Source organism: Thomasclavelia ramosa DSM 1402 (assembly GCF_014131695.1).
GTDB classification, from domain to species: Bacteria; Bacillota_I; Bacilli_A; order Erysipelotrichales; family Coprobacillaceae; genus Thomasclavelia; species Thomasclavelia ramosa.
Window position 1 is genome coordinate 547512 of record NZ_CP036346.1, and the last position, 15477, is coordinate 562988.

The 15477-nt window shown below is 29.6% G+C and carries 14 protein-coding genes; 12 read left to right on the plus strand and 2 right to left on the minus strand.

The features are described 5' to 3' along the window. Nucleotides 1–35: 35 nt before the first annotated feature. Nucleotides 36–977, minus strand: a complete 942-nt coding sequence (locus tag EYR00_RS02650) for a TIGR03943 family putative permease subunit (protein WP_003538932.1) — start codon at nucleotides 975–977, stop codon at nucleotides 36–38. Then, nucleotides 977–2017 (minus strand): CobW family GTP-binding protein, encoded by a 1041-nt coding sequence (locus EYR00_RS02655; protein ID WP_003538931.1) that lies wholly within the window; start codon nucleotides 2015–2017, stop codon nucleotides 977–979. The genes EYR00_RS02650 and EYR00_RS02655 overlap by 1 nt, the downstream gene beginning before the upstream one ends. 209 nt (nucleotides 2018–2226) lie before the next feature. Here EYR00_RS02655 and EYR00_RS02660 point away from each other — a divergent pair, with 209 nt between their 5' ends. From EYR00_RS02660 to EYR00_RS02715, 12 genes are all read left to right on the plus strand, one after another. Next, nucleotides 2227–2955: a DUF554 domain-containing protein gene (locus tag EYR00_RS02660; RefSeq protein ID WP_003538929.1), complete on the plus strand. Its 729-nt coding sequence runs from the start codon at nucleotides 2227–2229 to the stop codon at nucleotides 2953–2955. A 135-nt stretch (nucleotides 2956–3090) separates the two neighbouring features. Beyond that, nucleotides 3091–4032 (plus strand): Gfo/Idh/MocA family protein, encoded by a 942-nt coding sequence (locus tag EYR00_RS02665; RefSeq protein WP_003538927.1) that lies wholly within the window; start codon nucleotides 3091–3093, stop codon nucleotides 4030–4032. Then, nucleotides 4033–5013 (plus strand): Gfo/Idh/MocA family protein, encoded by a 981-nt coding sequence (locus EYR00_RS02670; RefSeq protein WP_003538925.1) that lies wholly within the window; start codon nucleotides 4033–4035, stop codon nucleotides 5011–5013. A gap of 12 nt (nucleotides 5014–5025) precedes the next feature. Beyond that, on the plus strand, nucleotides 5026–5520 hold the full coding sequence (locus tag EYR00_RS02675) for a VOC family protein (protein WP_008792238.1): 495 nt from the start codon (nucleotides 5026–5028) through the stop codon (nucleotides 5518–5520). A 119-nt stretch (nucleotides 5521–5639) separates the two neighbouring features. Then, a complete protein-coding gene (gene rlmD, locus EYR00_RS02680; RefSeq protein ID WP_003538920.1) occupies nucleotides 5640–6776 on the plus strand; it encodes a 23S rRNA (uracil(1939)-C(5))-methyltransferase RlmD in 1137 nt (378 codons plus the stop codon). 582 nt (nucleotides 6777–7358) lie between these two features. After that, entirely contained in the window at nucleotides 7359–7610 is a 252-nt protein-coding gene (locus EYR00_RS02685) for a hypothetical protein (protein WP_229107977.1), read from the plus strand. Nucleotides 7611–8038: 428 nt separating this feature from the next. Continuing rightward, a complete protein-coding gene (locus EYR00_RS02690) occupies nucleotides 8039–9487 on the plus strand; it encodes a glycoside hydrolase family 1 protein (RefSeq protein WP_003538911.1) in 1449 nt (482 codons plus the stop codon). A 19-nt stretch (nucleotides 9488–9506) separates the two neighbouring features. Beyond that, nucleotides 9507–10346 (plus strand): PRD domain-containing protein, encoded by an 840-nt coding sequence (locus EYR00_RS02695; protein WP_003538910.1) that lies wholly within the window; start codon nucleotides 9507–9509, stop codon nucleotides 10344–10346. A gap of 11 nt (nucleotides 10347–10357) precedes the next feature. Beyond that, on the plus strand, nucleotides 10358–11767 hold the full coding sequence (locus EYR00_RS02700) for a PTS transporter subunit EIIC (protein WP_003538906.1): 1410 nt from the start codon (nucleotides 10358–10360) through the stop codon (nucleotides 11765–11767). Nucleotides 11768–11787: 20 nt separating this feature from the next. Continuing rightward, the gene (locus tag EYR00_RS02705; RefSeq protein ID WP_003538904.1) at nucleotides 11788–12276 is read left to right on the plus strand and encodes a PTS sugar transporter subunit IIA; all 489 of its coding nucleotides are present in this window, start codon (nucleotides 11788–11790) and stop codon (nucleotides 12274–12276) included. Nucleotides 12277–12529: 253 nt separating this feature from the next. After that, nucleotides 12530–13927, plus strand: a complete 1398-nt coding sequence (locus EYR00_RS02710; RefSeq protein ID WP_003538902.1) for an ROK family protein — start codon at nucleotides 12530–12532, stop codon at nucleotides 13925–13927. 274 nt (nucleotides 13928–14201) lie between these two features. Next, nucleotides 14202–15470 (plus strand): class II D-tagatose-bisphosphate aldolase non-catalytic subunit, encoded by a 1269-nt coding sequence (locus tag EYR00_RS02715; protein ID WP_009008670.1) that lies wholly within the window; start codon nucleotides 14202–14204, stop codon nucleotides 15468–15470. Nucleotides 15471–15477 lie beyond the last annotated feature (7 nt).

The window sequence follows — 15477 nt, forward strand, 5'->3', positions numbered from 1 at the left end:
TCTGCTTTTTTATAATAAAGCAGGCATCTTTATTTTTAATCAAATGTCACATATTGGTTTTTTAATGGAGGGACTACATCGAGGTGCTCCACTGTTAATATAGGAACATTCATTTGATATTCCGGATCATAATCAACTGTAATTTTTCCTTCAACAACGATCCATTCTTCAGGAATCAATTTATTTGCTAGCTTACTAATACAGACAAGCCCAATCAATGAGGTATCTTCTTCACAGCATACCATAGCTTGACGCCCTAGGACAAAACCATCTTCAATGACACGATCTAGACCGATAAACTTACCTTTAATTTTGACTGTTTTACCATTATATTTATCAGGATGATCCATAGCGTCCATACAAAAGATTCCAAAATCATGATCTTGTATATCTAAATGTTCTTTATTAATATCAAATGGTAATTCTTCTTCAGGATTCATTGTATCTATAGTGCCGTTAGCTAATTCATAAATGATTTGAGCATTACTGTTAATCGCTTTAATATTATTTCTTAACATGGATTTTCTAATATTTGGATCGTAGCGATTAAAAATAACAAGATCACTAAAGACAACCTGACTATATACAAGAGAACGCATATTATTTAAATACATTGAAAAAGTAGTAGTATCAAAAGTTGTTAATACTTGGACCACTTTCCAGTTTTCAGGAATCGTTTCTTTTACAAAAATATTCAGGTCCATCATTCCATTAGCTTCAATCATGATTTGAGTAGGACGATATTCTAATTCTAAATGTTTTAGATCATAGGTGGTAAAATTTTCAAAATCTAATGTTACCAATGAAGTATTAGATTTTTTTAAATAAATATCATTATAGGCAACTTCACCTTCTTCAAAACTAATTAATAAGGTGTCTTCTTCACTATAAAAATCAGGATTCATTAAAGTATCATTAATAAATGAGGTTTTACCACTATCTAGAAAGCCTGCGAAAATATATACTCTTGTTTCCATTAAGCGACCTCATCGAATAATCTATCTAATTTTATTTTATCTAATTTTTCGCCAATGACACAAATTCGACCTGTAAAGTCAGGTTTTCCTATACGAATTTCATATTCTCCAGGGACTAAATCAAAATACCACCAATCACCTTCAATACTATCGACATATCCTTTAGCTCTTAAAATATTTCCATAGGCGGAACTGTCACTTAGTTCTTTTAAGATTTTTTCTAATTGAGATTTAGAATATTTTTTAGGTGTCTGTTTACCCCAACTGGTGAAAACTTCATCAGCATGATGGTGCTCATGACCACACTCACAATTATGATCATGATGATGTTCGTGATTATGATGATGTTCGTGATTATGATGATGTTCATGATCGTGGTGATGATCATGATGATGGGCACATATAGGACAAATATCTAATTGTTCCAACAATTCATCACGAAGATTATCACTATTACTAAAGGCATTAGTTAGTATTTCTTTGGTAAGCTGATCCCATGGGGTTGTAATGACATTAGCTTGATTATTATGTTCTTTAATAATTTTTAAACACTCATCTAGCTGAAATTCTGTTATATCTTGAGTTCGGCTTAAAATAATAAGTGAGGCGTACTCGATTTGATTATTAAAAAACTCTCCAAAATTCTTTGTGTATAATCGACATTTTTTAGCATCGATAACAGCAATATAATTATCAAGTTCTAATTCATGACTATGTACATCACTAACAGCTTTAATTACATCTGACAATTTTCCAACACCAGAAGGTTCGATGATAATTCGATCAGGATGATATGTTTCTAATACTTCTTTTAATGAAGCTTCAAAGTCACCAACTAGACTGCAACAAATACACCCTGAATTAATTTCAGTTACTTCAATTCCAGCATTATTCATAAAAGTTCCATCAATTCCAATTTCACCAAATTCATTTTCAATTAAGACAATTTGTTCTCCTGGATATACATCACTAATTAATTTTTTTATGAATGTAGTTTTACCAGCTCCAAGGAAACCAGATATAATATCTACTTTTGTCATATAGTTCATCTCCTTTTTGTCTTTATATTATAACATCATGTATTTTATGGTTCAAATATTGTAGCCTATAGAATTATGTCCTTTTTTTTCTTAATAAGACAAGAAACTATTTTAATTGGCAATTATCTAATAAAAATGATATTCTTTATAAAGAGAGTGAATGGAATCTTTTAGAGAAATAATTTTCAAATTATAAAGGGGGAAAAATAATGCCAACAGGAGTCATTATTAATAGTTTATCAATTGTATTAGGGGGAATATTTGGTGCATTATTAGGTCATAAATTAAGTCATAGACTTAAGACAGAAATAACCTTGATTTTTGGGATTTGTGCTATGGCTATGGGAATCAATGCAATTGGATTAATGGAAAATATGCCGGCAGTAATCTTTTCAATAATTATTGGAACTATTGTGGGATTATCACTGCACTTTAGTGATTGGATCAATAAGGGAGCAATTTTAATGCAAAAGCCAATTGCCAAAATATTTAAAAATAATGGTAGTGATTTAAGTTCGGAAGAGTTTCAATCTACTTTAATTACTATTATTGTGTTATTTTGTGCTAGTGGAACAGGAATTTATGGCTCCTTAACTTCAGGAATGACGGGTGATAATGGAGTTTTGATTTCTAAATCAATTCTTGATTTTTTTACTGCTGTGATTTTTGCTTGTAATTTAGGGTATGTGGTATCTGTAATTGCCATTCCGCAGTTTGTAATCTTTTTTATTTTATTTTTATCAGCAAAGTTTATTTTTCCATTGACTACACCAGCAATGATCAATGATTTTAAAGCTTGTGGTGGCTTTTTAATGATTGCTACAGGATTTAGAATGATCAAGGTTAAAGAATTTCCAATTGCGGATATGATTCCTGCAATGGTTATTGTTATGCCAATTAGCTGGTTATGGGTCAATTATATTATGACGGTTATATAAAAGTATTGTGATTGTACTAAAAGTACAAAAATCACAGTATTTTTTTTATTTTCTTAGTACTTTGTTTCCAGAATATTATAAATATATTTAAATAATAAATAGTTATGTTATAACAAGGAAAAGGAGGCAAAATCAATGAATTTTGGAATTATTGGATTTGGGAATATTGCAAGAAAATTTGTTAAAAGTATTGAATACACTGACGAAGGAAAGATTTATGCAATTGCATCTCATTCCTTAACAAGTGATGATGAATATGTAAAAGCTCACCCAGAAGTTAAAATATATCAAGATTATGACGAATTATTACAGGATCGAGAACTTGATGCTGTATACATTGCCTTACCTCATAAATATCATAAGGAATGGATCTTAAAAGCACTTGATAATCATATTGCGGTATTATCAGAAAAACCAATGGTATTGACAGTTGCAGATATTGAGGAGATTAAAACAAAAGTATATACGGAAAAAGGATATTGCTTAGAAGCATTAAAGACTAAATTTAATATTGGTTTAGAACATTTAAAACAGGATTTATCATTGATTGGTAAAATCAAACAAATTGAAGCTAATTTTTGTTTTGATGCTACTGCTCACCAAACTACCTCATATTTATTTAACGTTGATCAAGGTGGGGCACTGAATGACGTAGGAAGTTATTTGCTTGGTTTTGTATTAGCTTTGGTGGATTCAGATATAAAGAATGTTAATTCACAGATTGATATTGTTGCTGGAGTTGAATGGTATTTTAAAGCAAAAATTAATTTTAATAATGAATGTACTGCGATTGTGGAAGGGGCAATTGATCGTAATAAAGAGCGTTTAGCAATTATCGAAGGTGAATTTGGAAAAATAGAGATTCCAATGTTTAATCGTATTATTGATTATAAAATCATAAAAAATGATGGTACTGTGGTTGAACGCAATTATCCAATTATTGGAGATGATATGACTATGGAGATTCAGTGCTTTATTGATGATGTACGAGCTCATAAAACTGAGAGTGCACTTCATAGTTTGGAAGATACAAAAAGGATATTGGAATTAACAGAAATAATTAGGGAGGCAAATTAAATGAAATTAGGTATTTTAGGAACAGGGATGATTGTTAAAGACTTATTAACAACTATAAATAAGTTAAAGATTGAATCAATTTCGATTTTAGGGACTGAACAAACTAAGAAAGAGACTACTATTCTCGCTAAGCAATATCATCTAGATCATTGTTATTATGACTATGATGAAATGTTGCGAAGTGAAATCGATACAGTGTATGTTGCCTTGCCAAATCATTTACATTTTAGTTTTGCTAAAAAAGCTTTATTAAAAGGTAAGCATGTAATAATGGAAAAACCTATTACTTCAAATGTTAAGGAATTGGAAGAATTAAAAGAAATTGCTCAAGAAAACGATCTAATTATTTTAGAAGCAGTTAATATCCATTATTTACCTGCTTTTAAAAAATTGAAAGAAGATATAAAGAGAATTGGAAATATTAAAATCATGAATTTTAATTATAGTCAATATTCTTCACGATATGATGCTTTTAAACAAGGAACAATTTTACCGGCATTTGATTATCATAAATCAGGTGGAGCTTTGATGGATATCAATGTTTATAATGTTAATGCAATAATAAGTTTATTTGGTCAACCAGTAAGTATTGGGTATATGGCAAATATTGAGAATCAAATTGATACAAGTGGTATTCTAATGTACGATTATGGTTCGTTTAAGGGGATAAGTATAGGGGCTAAAGATTGCAAAGCACCGATTATTTCAACGATTCAAGGTGATAAAGGGGTTATTAAAATTGATAAACCTGTTAATCAGATGACCGGATATCAAATTATTTTTAACGATGGCACTGAAGAAATTTATCGAGTTGATGATTGTGAACATCGCTTATATTATGAATTTATTGAATTTATTAGAATCATTGATAATAATGATTATGATTTTGCTAAAAAGATGCTGGAATTAAGTTTAATAGTAGCTAAAGTCATGAATGAGGCAAGAAATCAAGAAAAAATAGTATTTACAAATGATAATTAAAGGAGAAGACAAATGGAATTTAAAAGCTTGATGCATGTATCTTTTTTCACTGATCAAATGGATGTGATGAGAGACTTTTATGAAAATAAGTTAGGATTAAAAGTTAAAATTGTAACAAGGGCGGGACTTTATAAAGGACTAAATCGTGGTAAATATAGTGAAGTAGCTGAAGTTGATCCAAACAGAATTATCATTGTTTATATTGAAATTGCCCCTGGACAGTTTATTGAACTATTTCCAAAGGATGAAGGACAAGCGCCACATGATGAGTGGAACCAGAGGCTGGGGTATTCACACTTTGCGTTATTGGTTGAGGATATAGAAAAAACTTATCGAGAACTAGTTGAATGTGGAGTTGCAATAGATACACCTATTTCTAAAGGTCCATCACATACCTATCAAATGTGGGTGCATGATCCTGATGGTAATAAATTTGAAATTATGCAGTATACTGATAAGTCATTTCAAGTAGTGGGGCACATTGAAGAAGAGATATCTGAAGATTAATAGTAGGTATAGTTTGGTAACAAACTATACCTTGTTTTTATTTATGAAGAAATAATAATGAGAGAAGGAATTGATTAGTATTTTGCTTTAGTTATGTTATACTGTTGCTAGGTGATAAAATGAAATGTTTAATAGAGAAGAAATGTGGTAGCTGTAAATACATTAATACTGATTACCAGAGACAATTAAAGATTAAAACAGATTATTGTAAGAAGCTGTTAAAAGATAATAAATTAGACATGTATGAAGTCAAGGATACTATTGGAATGGGGCATCCTTATGAATACCGTAATAAAATAATTGTTGCTTTTAATCATAGATATGAATTTGGCTTTTATGAAGAGGATAGTCATAAGATTATTCCTTATGATCGTTGTCTTCTTCATGAAGAACTCAGTGATATGATTATTAAGAAGATTCAAAGCTTATTAAAACGATATCGAGTTAGTATTTATGATGAAAATCGTAATCGCGGATTATTGCGTCATGTATTAATTCGACGTGCTCTTGTTACTAATCAGACAATGGTAGTACTAGTTTGCAATGATAATGTATTTAAAGGATCCAAAAATTTTTGTAATGAGTTGATTAAAAATTTTCCAAGTATTAAGACGGTTGTATTAAATGTAAATAAACGTAAAACGAGTGTGGTTTTAGGTAATGAAGAAAAGATTCTTTATGGTAAGGGATTTATAGTTGATGAATTGTGTGGTTTGAAGTTTAAGATTTCGCCAAAATCATTTTATCAAATTAATCATCAACAGTGTGAATTACTGTATTCTAAAGCTCTAGATTTATTGAATTTAACAGGTCAAGAAAGAATTATAGATGCTTATTGTGGAATTGGGACAATTGGAATGATTGTAGCTAATAGAACTAAGGAAGTTACTGGTGTGGAATTAAATAAAGATGCAGTTAAAGATGCCATCAATAATGCTAAAATGAATAAGATTGAAAATATTAAATTTATTAATGATGATGCTTCTGCTTTTATGATTAAATTAGCTAAACAGAAGCAAAAAGTTGATTGTGTAATTATGGATCCCCCACGCAGTGGCAGTACGCAGGAATTTATGGATGCTGTAAAAATCTTGAATCCTAAACAAGTTGTTTATATTTCTTGTGATCCAAGTACTCAGGTAAGGGACATCAAGTATTTTGCAAAAATTGGCTATCGTGGTGAGGTAATGTATCCGGTTGACATGTTCCCTCATACTAGCCATGTTGAGACAATCGTACTGCTATCAAAAATATAAAAGTTTAGAGCGTAATTTAGTTGCGCTTTTTTTATTAAATAATGAAAATAAGTGAGAATATAAAAAATCTTTATTTTAATAGATATGAAGATTATTCTTTTATTAGGATTAATTATTAGATTAAGAAGGATTGTGATGATTTATAATATTGCAAATAAAATGATTAAATATGCTAATGGAAATAACTATAACATTAAACATTTCTTAAAAGTGCATGCTTATGCTAAAACATTGGTGAATTAGTAAAACTGAATCAGCAAGACTTAAAAGCTCTTGAAACAGCAGCAATTATTCCGTTGAAGATATAAGAAATTTTATGGAAAAAATATTTAAAACAAAAACGGGTATTGAATTATTAAAATCGATACATCAAGTATAAGCATAGTAATTACAAAAGAATAGAAGATAAAAATTTATGACGTCAGTAATACAACAAGCAATGGTATTTATTTTGATTATCTTTTTAGCATGTTTTATAAAATTAAGAGGATATATTAAAGAAAGTGATTCGTATGTTCTTGCTTTACTTATAACAAACATTACATGTCCATGGACATTGCTTGCGGGAACCGTGAGATTCGATTGACATCAAATATCATGCTTTTTATTATTCTAGAAATTTTAAATAATATAATTATGGCGGTTGTTGGCTATCATGTTAAATTAAGAGATTCCAAAACAATGAAAGGTGTCTCTATGTTAAATGCTTCTGTATATAACATTGGAAGCTTTGTTTTGCCGTTTGTTCAAGCGATAATGCCATCTTTGACAATAACTTATTTAAGTACTTTTAATATTGGAGCAATCTTCATGGTGCTGGTAGCATCTATGTGATAAGTGACTATGTTGTAAATGGAGAAAATCATTTTAGAATCAAATCTTTTTAAAACATTGTTTTCATCAATAGCTTTAGATATTTATTTGATTGACTTTATTCTAATGATTATGAGGATAGAAATTCCAAATTCAAAAAAGGCATATTTACTCTCACTGGTATTTTGATAATTAGATACATTGGAGCTGTTTTACTTAGTCTCTTTACCTATGTGTTTGTGCTTTTACTTTTAATAAGCAAAATATTGTAAATAGTTTTATTTTTTGAAAGCCCTTGCAAAAAATAAATTATATGATAAAATATAAGTGTCAATTAAATATGGCTTGTTACCCGGGAAAAACAAGGGGCAATACCAAAAAAGAATTTAGCTTCTTTTTGGTATTGCCCTTTTTATATTGGCAAATTAGAGAGGAAGAGAGGTAAGAAAATGATCAGGTTTCCAAAAGATTTTTTATGGGGAGGTGCTACAGCCTGTTTTCAATATGAAGGTGGATATAAAGAAAAAGGAAGAGGCTTATCGAGTCATGATTTTGAAACTGCTGGTGACATAGATAAAGAAAGACAAATTACTTTAAAATTAAATAATGGAACGAGAGGGAGTATTGATTATCGAGACTCAATTCCCGATGGAGCTATACCGTATATTTATGATGATATATATTATCCGAGCCATCAAGCGACTGATTTCTATCATCATTGGAAAGAAGATATTGCTTTGTTTGCAGAAATGGGATTTAAAGTTTATCGTTTTTCTATTTCATGGAGTCGAATTTTTCCAAATGGTGATGAAGAAAAAGCAAATGAAGATGGTTTGAAATTTTATGAAATGATAATTGATGAACTTTTAAAATATAATATCGAACCAATGATTACAATTTGTCATGATGAAGTACCCTTTCATTTATGTGAATTATATGATGGTTGGGCGGGGCGAGAAACGATTGGATGCTATGTAAATTATGCAACAACACTATTTAACCGATTTAAAGATAAAGTAAGATATTGGATTACTTTTAATGAAATAAATAATTTAGGTGGGTACGCTCAAATGGGAACCCATAGACAAGATAGTCAGACGAGATATCAAGCAGTTCATCATATGTTTGTAGCAAGTGCTAAAGCAATTAGTCAGGGAAAGAAAATTATGGGAGACATAAAATTCGGAGCAATGTTTGCATTAAGCGAAATTTATCCAGCTACATGTAATCCTGAAGATGTTTTTGCCACTTATTGTAAGCAACGTGAAGCATTATTTTTCGTTGATGTAATGGCTCGCGGGTCATATCCAAATTATACAAAAGATATTTTTAATAAGAAAGATGTCAAATTGAAAGTAAGTGAGGAAGATCGAAACTTGATTAAAAAACATACTTTAGATTTTATTTCATTTAGTTATTATCGTTCTTCAATTGTTAGTGCTGGTTCTAAAGTTGATCATATGGGTGGGGAACCCAATCCGTATTTAAAAAAGACCCAATGGGGTGCAGGAATAGATCCATTAGGTATACGCTATTGTTTAAATGAAATTTATGATCGTTATCAAAAACCATTATTTGTTATTGAAAATGGAATGGGAGCAGTAGATATTTTAGAAAATGGAAAAATTCATGATTATTACAGAATAAAATATGTGGCTGAACATTTAAAACAATTGAGAGATGCTATTGTCATTGATAAAGTACCATGTTTTGGATACACTATGTGGGGATGTACAGATCTAATATCTTTAGCTAGTGGACAAATGAAGAAACGCTATGGTTTTATATATGTTGATATGAATGATTATGGACAAGGATCATTACAGCGTTATAGAAAAGATTCATTTTATTGGTATAAGAAGGTAATTAAAACAAACGGGTCTGATTTAACATTTTAATAAATGTAGAGGATTAGATATGAAAAATAAATACTATAGAATTAATAAAATCTTAAATAATAATGCCATTGAAATATTAGAAAATGGAACAGAAATAATTATTATTGGTAATGGCGTAGGATTTAATCATAAAGTTAATGATTATATAACAATGAAAGAAAATTACAAGCTTTATACGTTACAAAATAATTTATTGAAAATTCAATTTAAAGCCTTACTGAATGAAATTCCATTTAAATGTATTGAATTGACCCAAGAAATTATAGATATGGCAAAAACTGATTTAAATAGAAATTTTAATCAAGGATTATTAGTATCGCTATCAGACCATATTAACTTTGTTTCCAAAAATTATCTAAAGGGTTATGGTAGTTATAGTTTAGTTAGTGAAGAAATAAAAAGATTCTATCATGAAGAATATGAAGTCGGCCTTAAAGCATTAGATTTGATTAATAGATATTATCAAATAAATTTAAATAAAAAAGAGGCAAGTGCTATAGCATTTCACTTAATTAATGCTGAGTTTAATAATAATGTAAGCAAAACAACGAGTATTTTAAAGAGCATAGATGATATTTTAAATATAATTGAAGCTAATTTTGGTCTTGAACTACCGGAAGATTCACTGTATTACTCTAGGCTAGTGATTCATCTTAAATTTTTTATGCAGCGGGTGATAAAGGGTGAAAGTGATGATGAGAATTTTGAAAAATTAATAATAAGTGCTAAGTCAGATATTAATAAAAAAATAGGTATTACGTTAGATTCAATCGAAAGATATTTAAATGAAGAATTTGATTATGTACTATCAGAGGCGGAACGATTTTATTTATTAGTACATATTTCAAGAATAATATAGAGGAGAATAATATGGATTATAAAGAAATAGCCGATCAAATCATTATAGCGATTGGCGGACAGGATAATGTTAAATATGTAACCCACTGTGTTACAAGATTACGATTTGTATTAAAAAATAAAAATCTAGTTAATCAAGATAAGATTAATGAAATTGATGGAGTATTGGGCTCAACCTTTGGTGCCGGTCAATTTCAAATAATTATGGGGAAAAATTTATCTGCGACATTTACTCAAGTAGTTAAAAATTATAATTTTGAAGTAGCAGAAATTATTGATGAAATTTTGGATGAAGATATTAAAGAAAAAGATGATTCGCCAATTTGGAAAAGAGGAATAAAAAATATTTTCAATTTCTTATCTGCATGTGTTACACCAATGATTCCTGGGCTTACTGTAGCTGGATTAATAAAAGTATTTTTGGTACTAACCTCATTAGCGTGGCCGGAAATTGTTGATAATCAAACATATCTAGTTATAAATGGTATTGTTAATACTTCTTTCTACTTTATGCCTGTTTTTGTAGCATACGGTGCAGCAATCAGATTAGGAAGTACACCTATTTATTCAATGATAGTAGCTTGTCTACTGATCCATCCAGATATTATTGGGATGTTAAGTGCTGAAGAGCCCTTAAAAATATTAGGCTTCACAGCTTATTCAGCAAGTTATGCTTCATCTTTTTTACCAGCAATATTATCAACTGTAGCAGTTGCAAATATTGAAAAGCTTTTGAATAAGTATTTACCGGGAATGTTTAAAGGAATTTTTGTTGGTGGATTAACACTTGTTCTTGCAAGTCTTTTAACCCTTACTGTATTAGGCCCAATTGGTTTTTTTGCTGGTGAATATTTTATTAATTTCTTAGTTTGGATGCAAAGCACGATTGGTCCATTTGCGCTTGGAGCTCTCGGTGGTGTATTGCCATTTGTAATAATGTCAGGAATGCATACTGTTTTTGGCCCTGTAATGATGCAAAGTATTGCATCATTAGGTTATGAAGGTTTTTTAAGGCCAACACAATTTGTTCATAATGTTGCTGAGGGAGGAGCTTGTTTTGGGGTAGCACTAAAAACTAAGAATCCAGAATTACGTTCACAAGCGATTAGTAGTGGTGTCGGGGCTATTCTAGCCGGGGTATCAGAGCCGGCTATCTACGGAATCAATCTGCGTCTAAAAAAGCCAATGTATGGTGTTATGGCTGGTGGTGCAGTTGGCGGTTGTATTGCTGGATTTTTTGGAGTAAAGGCATTTGCTTATGGTAATCCTAGTATTTTGGCACTTCCTATTTATGGGGAAACGATTATTGGCGTCATTATCGCAATTATTGCGGCATTTGTTGTATCTAGTGTGGTGAGTTATTTCTCAGGATTTGAAGATGTTCCAGTAAAAAATAAAAACTTCCAACAAAATAGTCATTAGCAAATTTAGGAGTTAATACTATGATAAAGATATTTAAATCATTAAAAAATAATCAAAAAAATACAAATAATGTATATGCAGTTGTAAATGGAGTCAGTTTTAATCTTGAATATGTTGATGACAATGTATTTTCAAAAAAAGTAATGGGAGAAGGGGTTGCTATTGTTCCGACCTCGTCAGAGGTCTGTGCCCCTTGCGCAGGAGTATTAACGACATTATTTCCTACTGGTCATGCTTTTGGAATTACACGAGATGACGGTGTTGAAATCTTGGTTCATATTGGACTAGATACCGTTAATTTAAAAGGAAAAGGATTTACAATATTAAAAAAGAAAAATCAAAAAGTTGGAGCTGGTGAAAAAATTATTAAACTAGATCTTAATTATTTAAGAAATGAAAATATTGACTATACAATTATGATTGTTTTTCTAGATACTAAAGGAAAAACATTAAAATTAGAAAAATATGGTAAAGTAACGGCTGGAAAGTCGATTATCACGGTTATGTAGGAATAAAGAGAAACAAGGCGGTAGCTTTGTTTCTTTTAATAGTTGCCAAAATTAATGTTTAATTATGATTTTTATAAAGATTAAATTGGAGATTAAAAAGAAATTTATTTCTTTTTATCCTTTTTTTATATTAAATTGAAAAATTATTATCAGAATAACGGCAATTGGTCTCTTTTCTATGAATTTTATAATATAATAAAGGTATGTATAATCAGGGACTATTAAAATCATTAGAAGATAAAGGAGTGAAAAAATGGATGAATTCTTGAGTGAAATTTATATAGAGGTATTTAAACAGTGGATCTTAATGCAAAGTAATAAAAATTTAGCTATAAGTCTATCGGATGATTATAAAACGATTGCTATTAAGAATAAATATAGTACTAGCCAGGTTAATTTTTATAATATGAATATAGTTGAATTTTCGGTTGAAAATTTAATAAAAAAAGAAGTTGAATTTTATCTCCATTTCCAAATTAAAAATATCAAACATGCAATTCAATTATTTGATGAAATGTTAGAAACGATCAAGCAATTAACAAATAAACCAGCTTTAAAAGTTTTACTTTGTTGTACTGGTGGGTTAACGACAGGTTATTTTGCTGATCGGATCAATCAAATAACAAAGTTACTTAATATCGATGTTCAAGTGTCTGCGGTTAGCTATAATAATCTTTATAAGGCTAGTGAAGATTATGACATGATTATGTTGGCACCACAAATCTCATATATGTATGCAAAGGTATGTGAGATTTTAAAAAATAAAATCGTTTTAAATATCCCGCCTGCTATATTTGCTAAATATGATGTAAAAAAGATGTTATCGATTATTGAAGAGGAGCGTAATTATAAACGAACCTTGGCAAAAGGAATGCATAAACCGTTGAAAGCTAAAAATATGCAGCCTAGTGGTGTTAAAACATTGTGTCTTGCTTTAATTAGGAATAGTAATCGTGTTCATATTGTGTACCGTTTATATGATGAAAATAATAGTATTTTAGAAAATAATGAAATTATCAAACCTACTTTATCAATCCAAGATTATTATGATGTAATCGATAGCATGCTGGCTAAATATGTAGATATTAAAGTTATTGGATTATCGACTCCGGGAATTATACGTGGTGATCAGATTATCTCAATGAGTATAAAGGGGCTAGAGAAAATTTCAATTACTCATGATTTTACTTTGAAATATTCGCAAAAATTTGTTTTTAGTAATGATGCTAATACAATTGCTTTAGGCTATTATAGTTCTAAAGAAAACTGTTCATCACTGTCATTTGTTTTTCAACCGGTTAGTTCGAACTCAGGGGCAGGACATATTGTAAATGATCGTTTGATTGCTGGACACCATCATGTAGCTGGAGAAATACAATATTTGCCATTATCATATTCAAAAGATGTTTTAGAATTACATCAAACACCAGAAGGAGCCATTGAAGCAATGGCTAAAACTGTTACATCAATAATCAGTTTTTTAGATCCGCAAATTATTGTTATATGTTGTTTTTTAATTACTAATATTGAAGAATTGAAAAAAGAGGTAGCTAAATATATTCCTAAAGATTATATTCCTGAAATTGTTTTAATTGATTATCTCCAAGAATATATGTTATTAGGTACGCTATTATTATGTCATCAAGATTAAAAGATAGTAGTTTTATATGAAGAAAAATTAATTATTTATTATTAGCAGCGATGCTGATTTAAAAAAATAGAATTTATGCTCTAGTTGAGTTTAAATTCTATTTTTTCTTAATCAACAATAGGGTGCAATTTTTGTAACTTTTTCTTTCATTTGTTTTATCTTATGTCATTGTGACTAATTGAATATGATATATGTGTAGATAGAAACAAATACCTATCTCATAAATCAAAAGTCGACATTTGATTAATTGCTAAATGATGAGGAGAAGATAAAAATGAATAAAAAAGTTACAATTAGAGAAGCAGTTAATTATGTAATTAATTCAAAAGGAGAAAAACATACATTACTTGGGATTGGACCTATGTCTGAAAATTTTTTACGGGCATCTTTAGAAATTTCAAAAGAAAAAGATTTTCCATTAATGTATATTGCAAGTCGTAATCAAGTTGATGCATATAAATTTGGTGGTGGATATGTATTCAACAGTGATCAAAAGTTATTCAAAGAAAAAATCGAAGAGATTGCGCAAGAAATTAATTATGATAATGTCTATTATTTATGCCGTGATCATGGTGGACCATGGCAAAGAGATAAAGAAAGAGCAGATCATTTACCGGAAGATGAAGCTATGGCAATTGCCAAAGAGTCATATAAAGAAGATATTTTAAATGGTTTTGATTTATTACATATTGATCCAACTAAGGATCCTGATGAATATTGTAAAGTAGTGGATATAGATGTTGTCTTTAATCGTACTATAGAATTAATTGAGTATTGTGAGCAAGTTAGAAAAGAATATGGAATTGAACGTGAAATTGCATATGAAGTAGGGACAGAAGAAACAAGTGGTGGTTTAACTTCGATGGATCGCTATGAAAATTTTATCCAAAGAATTGAATCTTATACTCAAGAACATGATTTACCAATGCCAATTTTTATCGTTGGTCAAACTGGAACGTTAACACGTTTAACTAAAAATGTTGGGAATTTCAGTTATGAAAATTCTTTAGAATTAAGTGCAATATCAACTAAATATGGAGTAGGATTAAAGGAACATAATGGTGATTATTTAAGTGAAGCTAAATTACTAGCACATTTACCTTTAAATATCACAGCAATGAATGTTGCTCCAGCTTTTGGAACGATTGAAACGATGGCTTTATTAGAGTTAATTGAAGTAGAAAAACAGTTTGCTAAATTTAATATGATTAAAGAGCCATCAAATTTAGAAAATGTTATTAAGTATGAATCAATTCATTCAATGAAATGGAAAAAATGGCTTACTGATGAAGTAGATATGTCGGATTTAGATAATTTAGATGAGCAAACAACATTACAAATTACAGAATTATGCGGTCATTATACTTATTCTAAACCTAAAGTAGCATTAGAAATTAATAAATTATATGAAAACTTAGCAAGCATTAAAATTGATGGAAAAAGATTTGTTATTGAAAAACTAAAAGAAGAAATGCAAAAACATGTTAGATGTTTTAATATGGAAGGATTAACATCAAAGATGCTTGCTTGTAAAAAAGGATAAGGGGAAT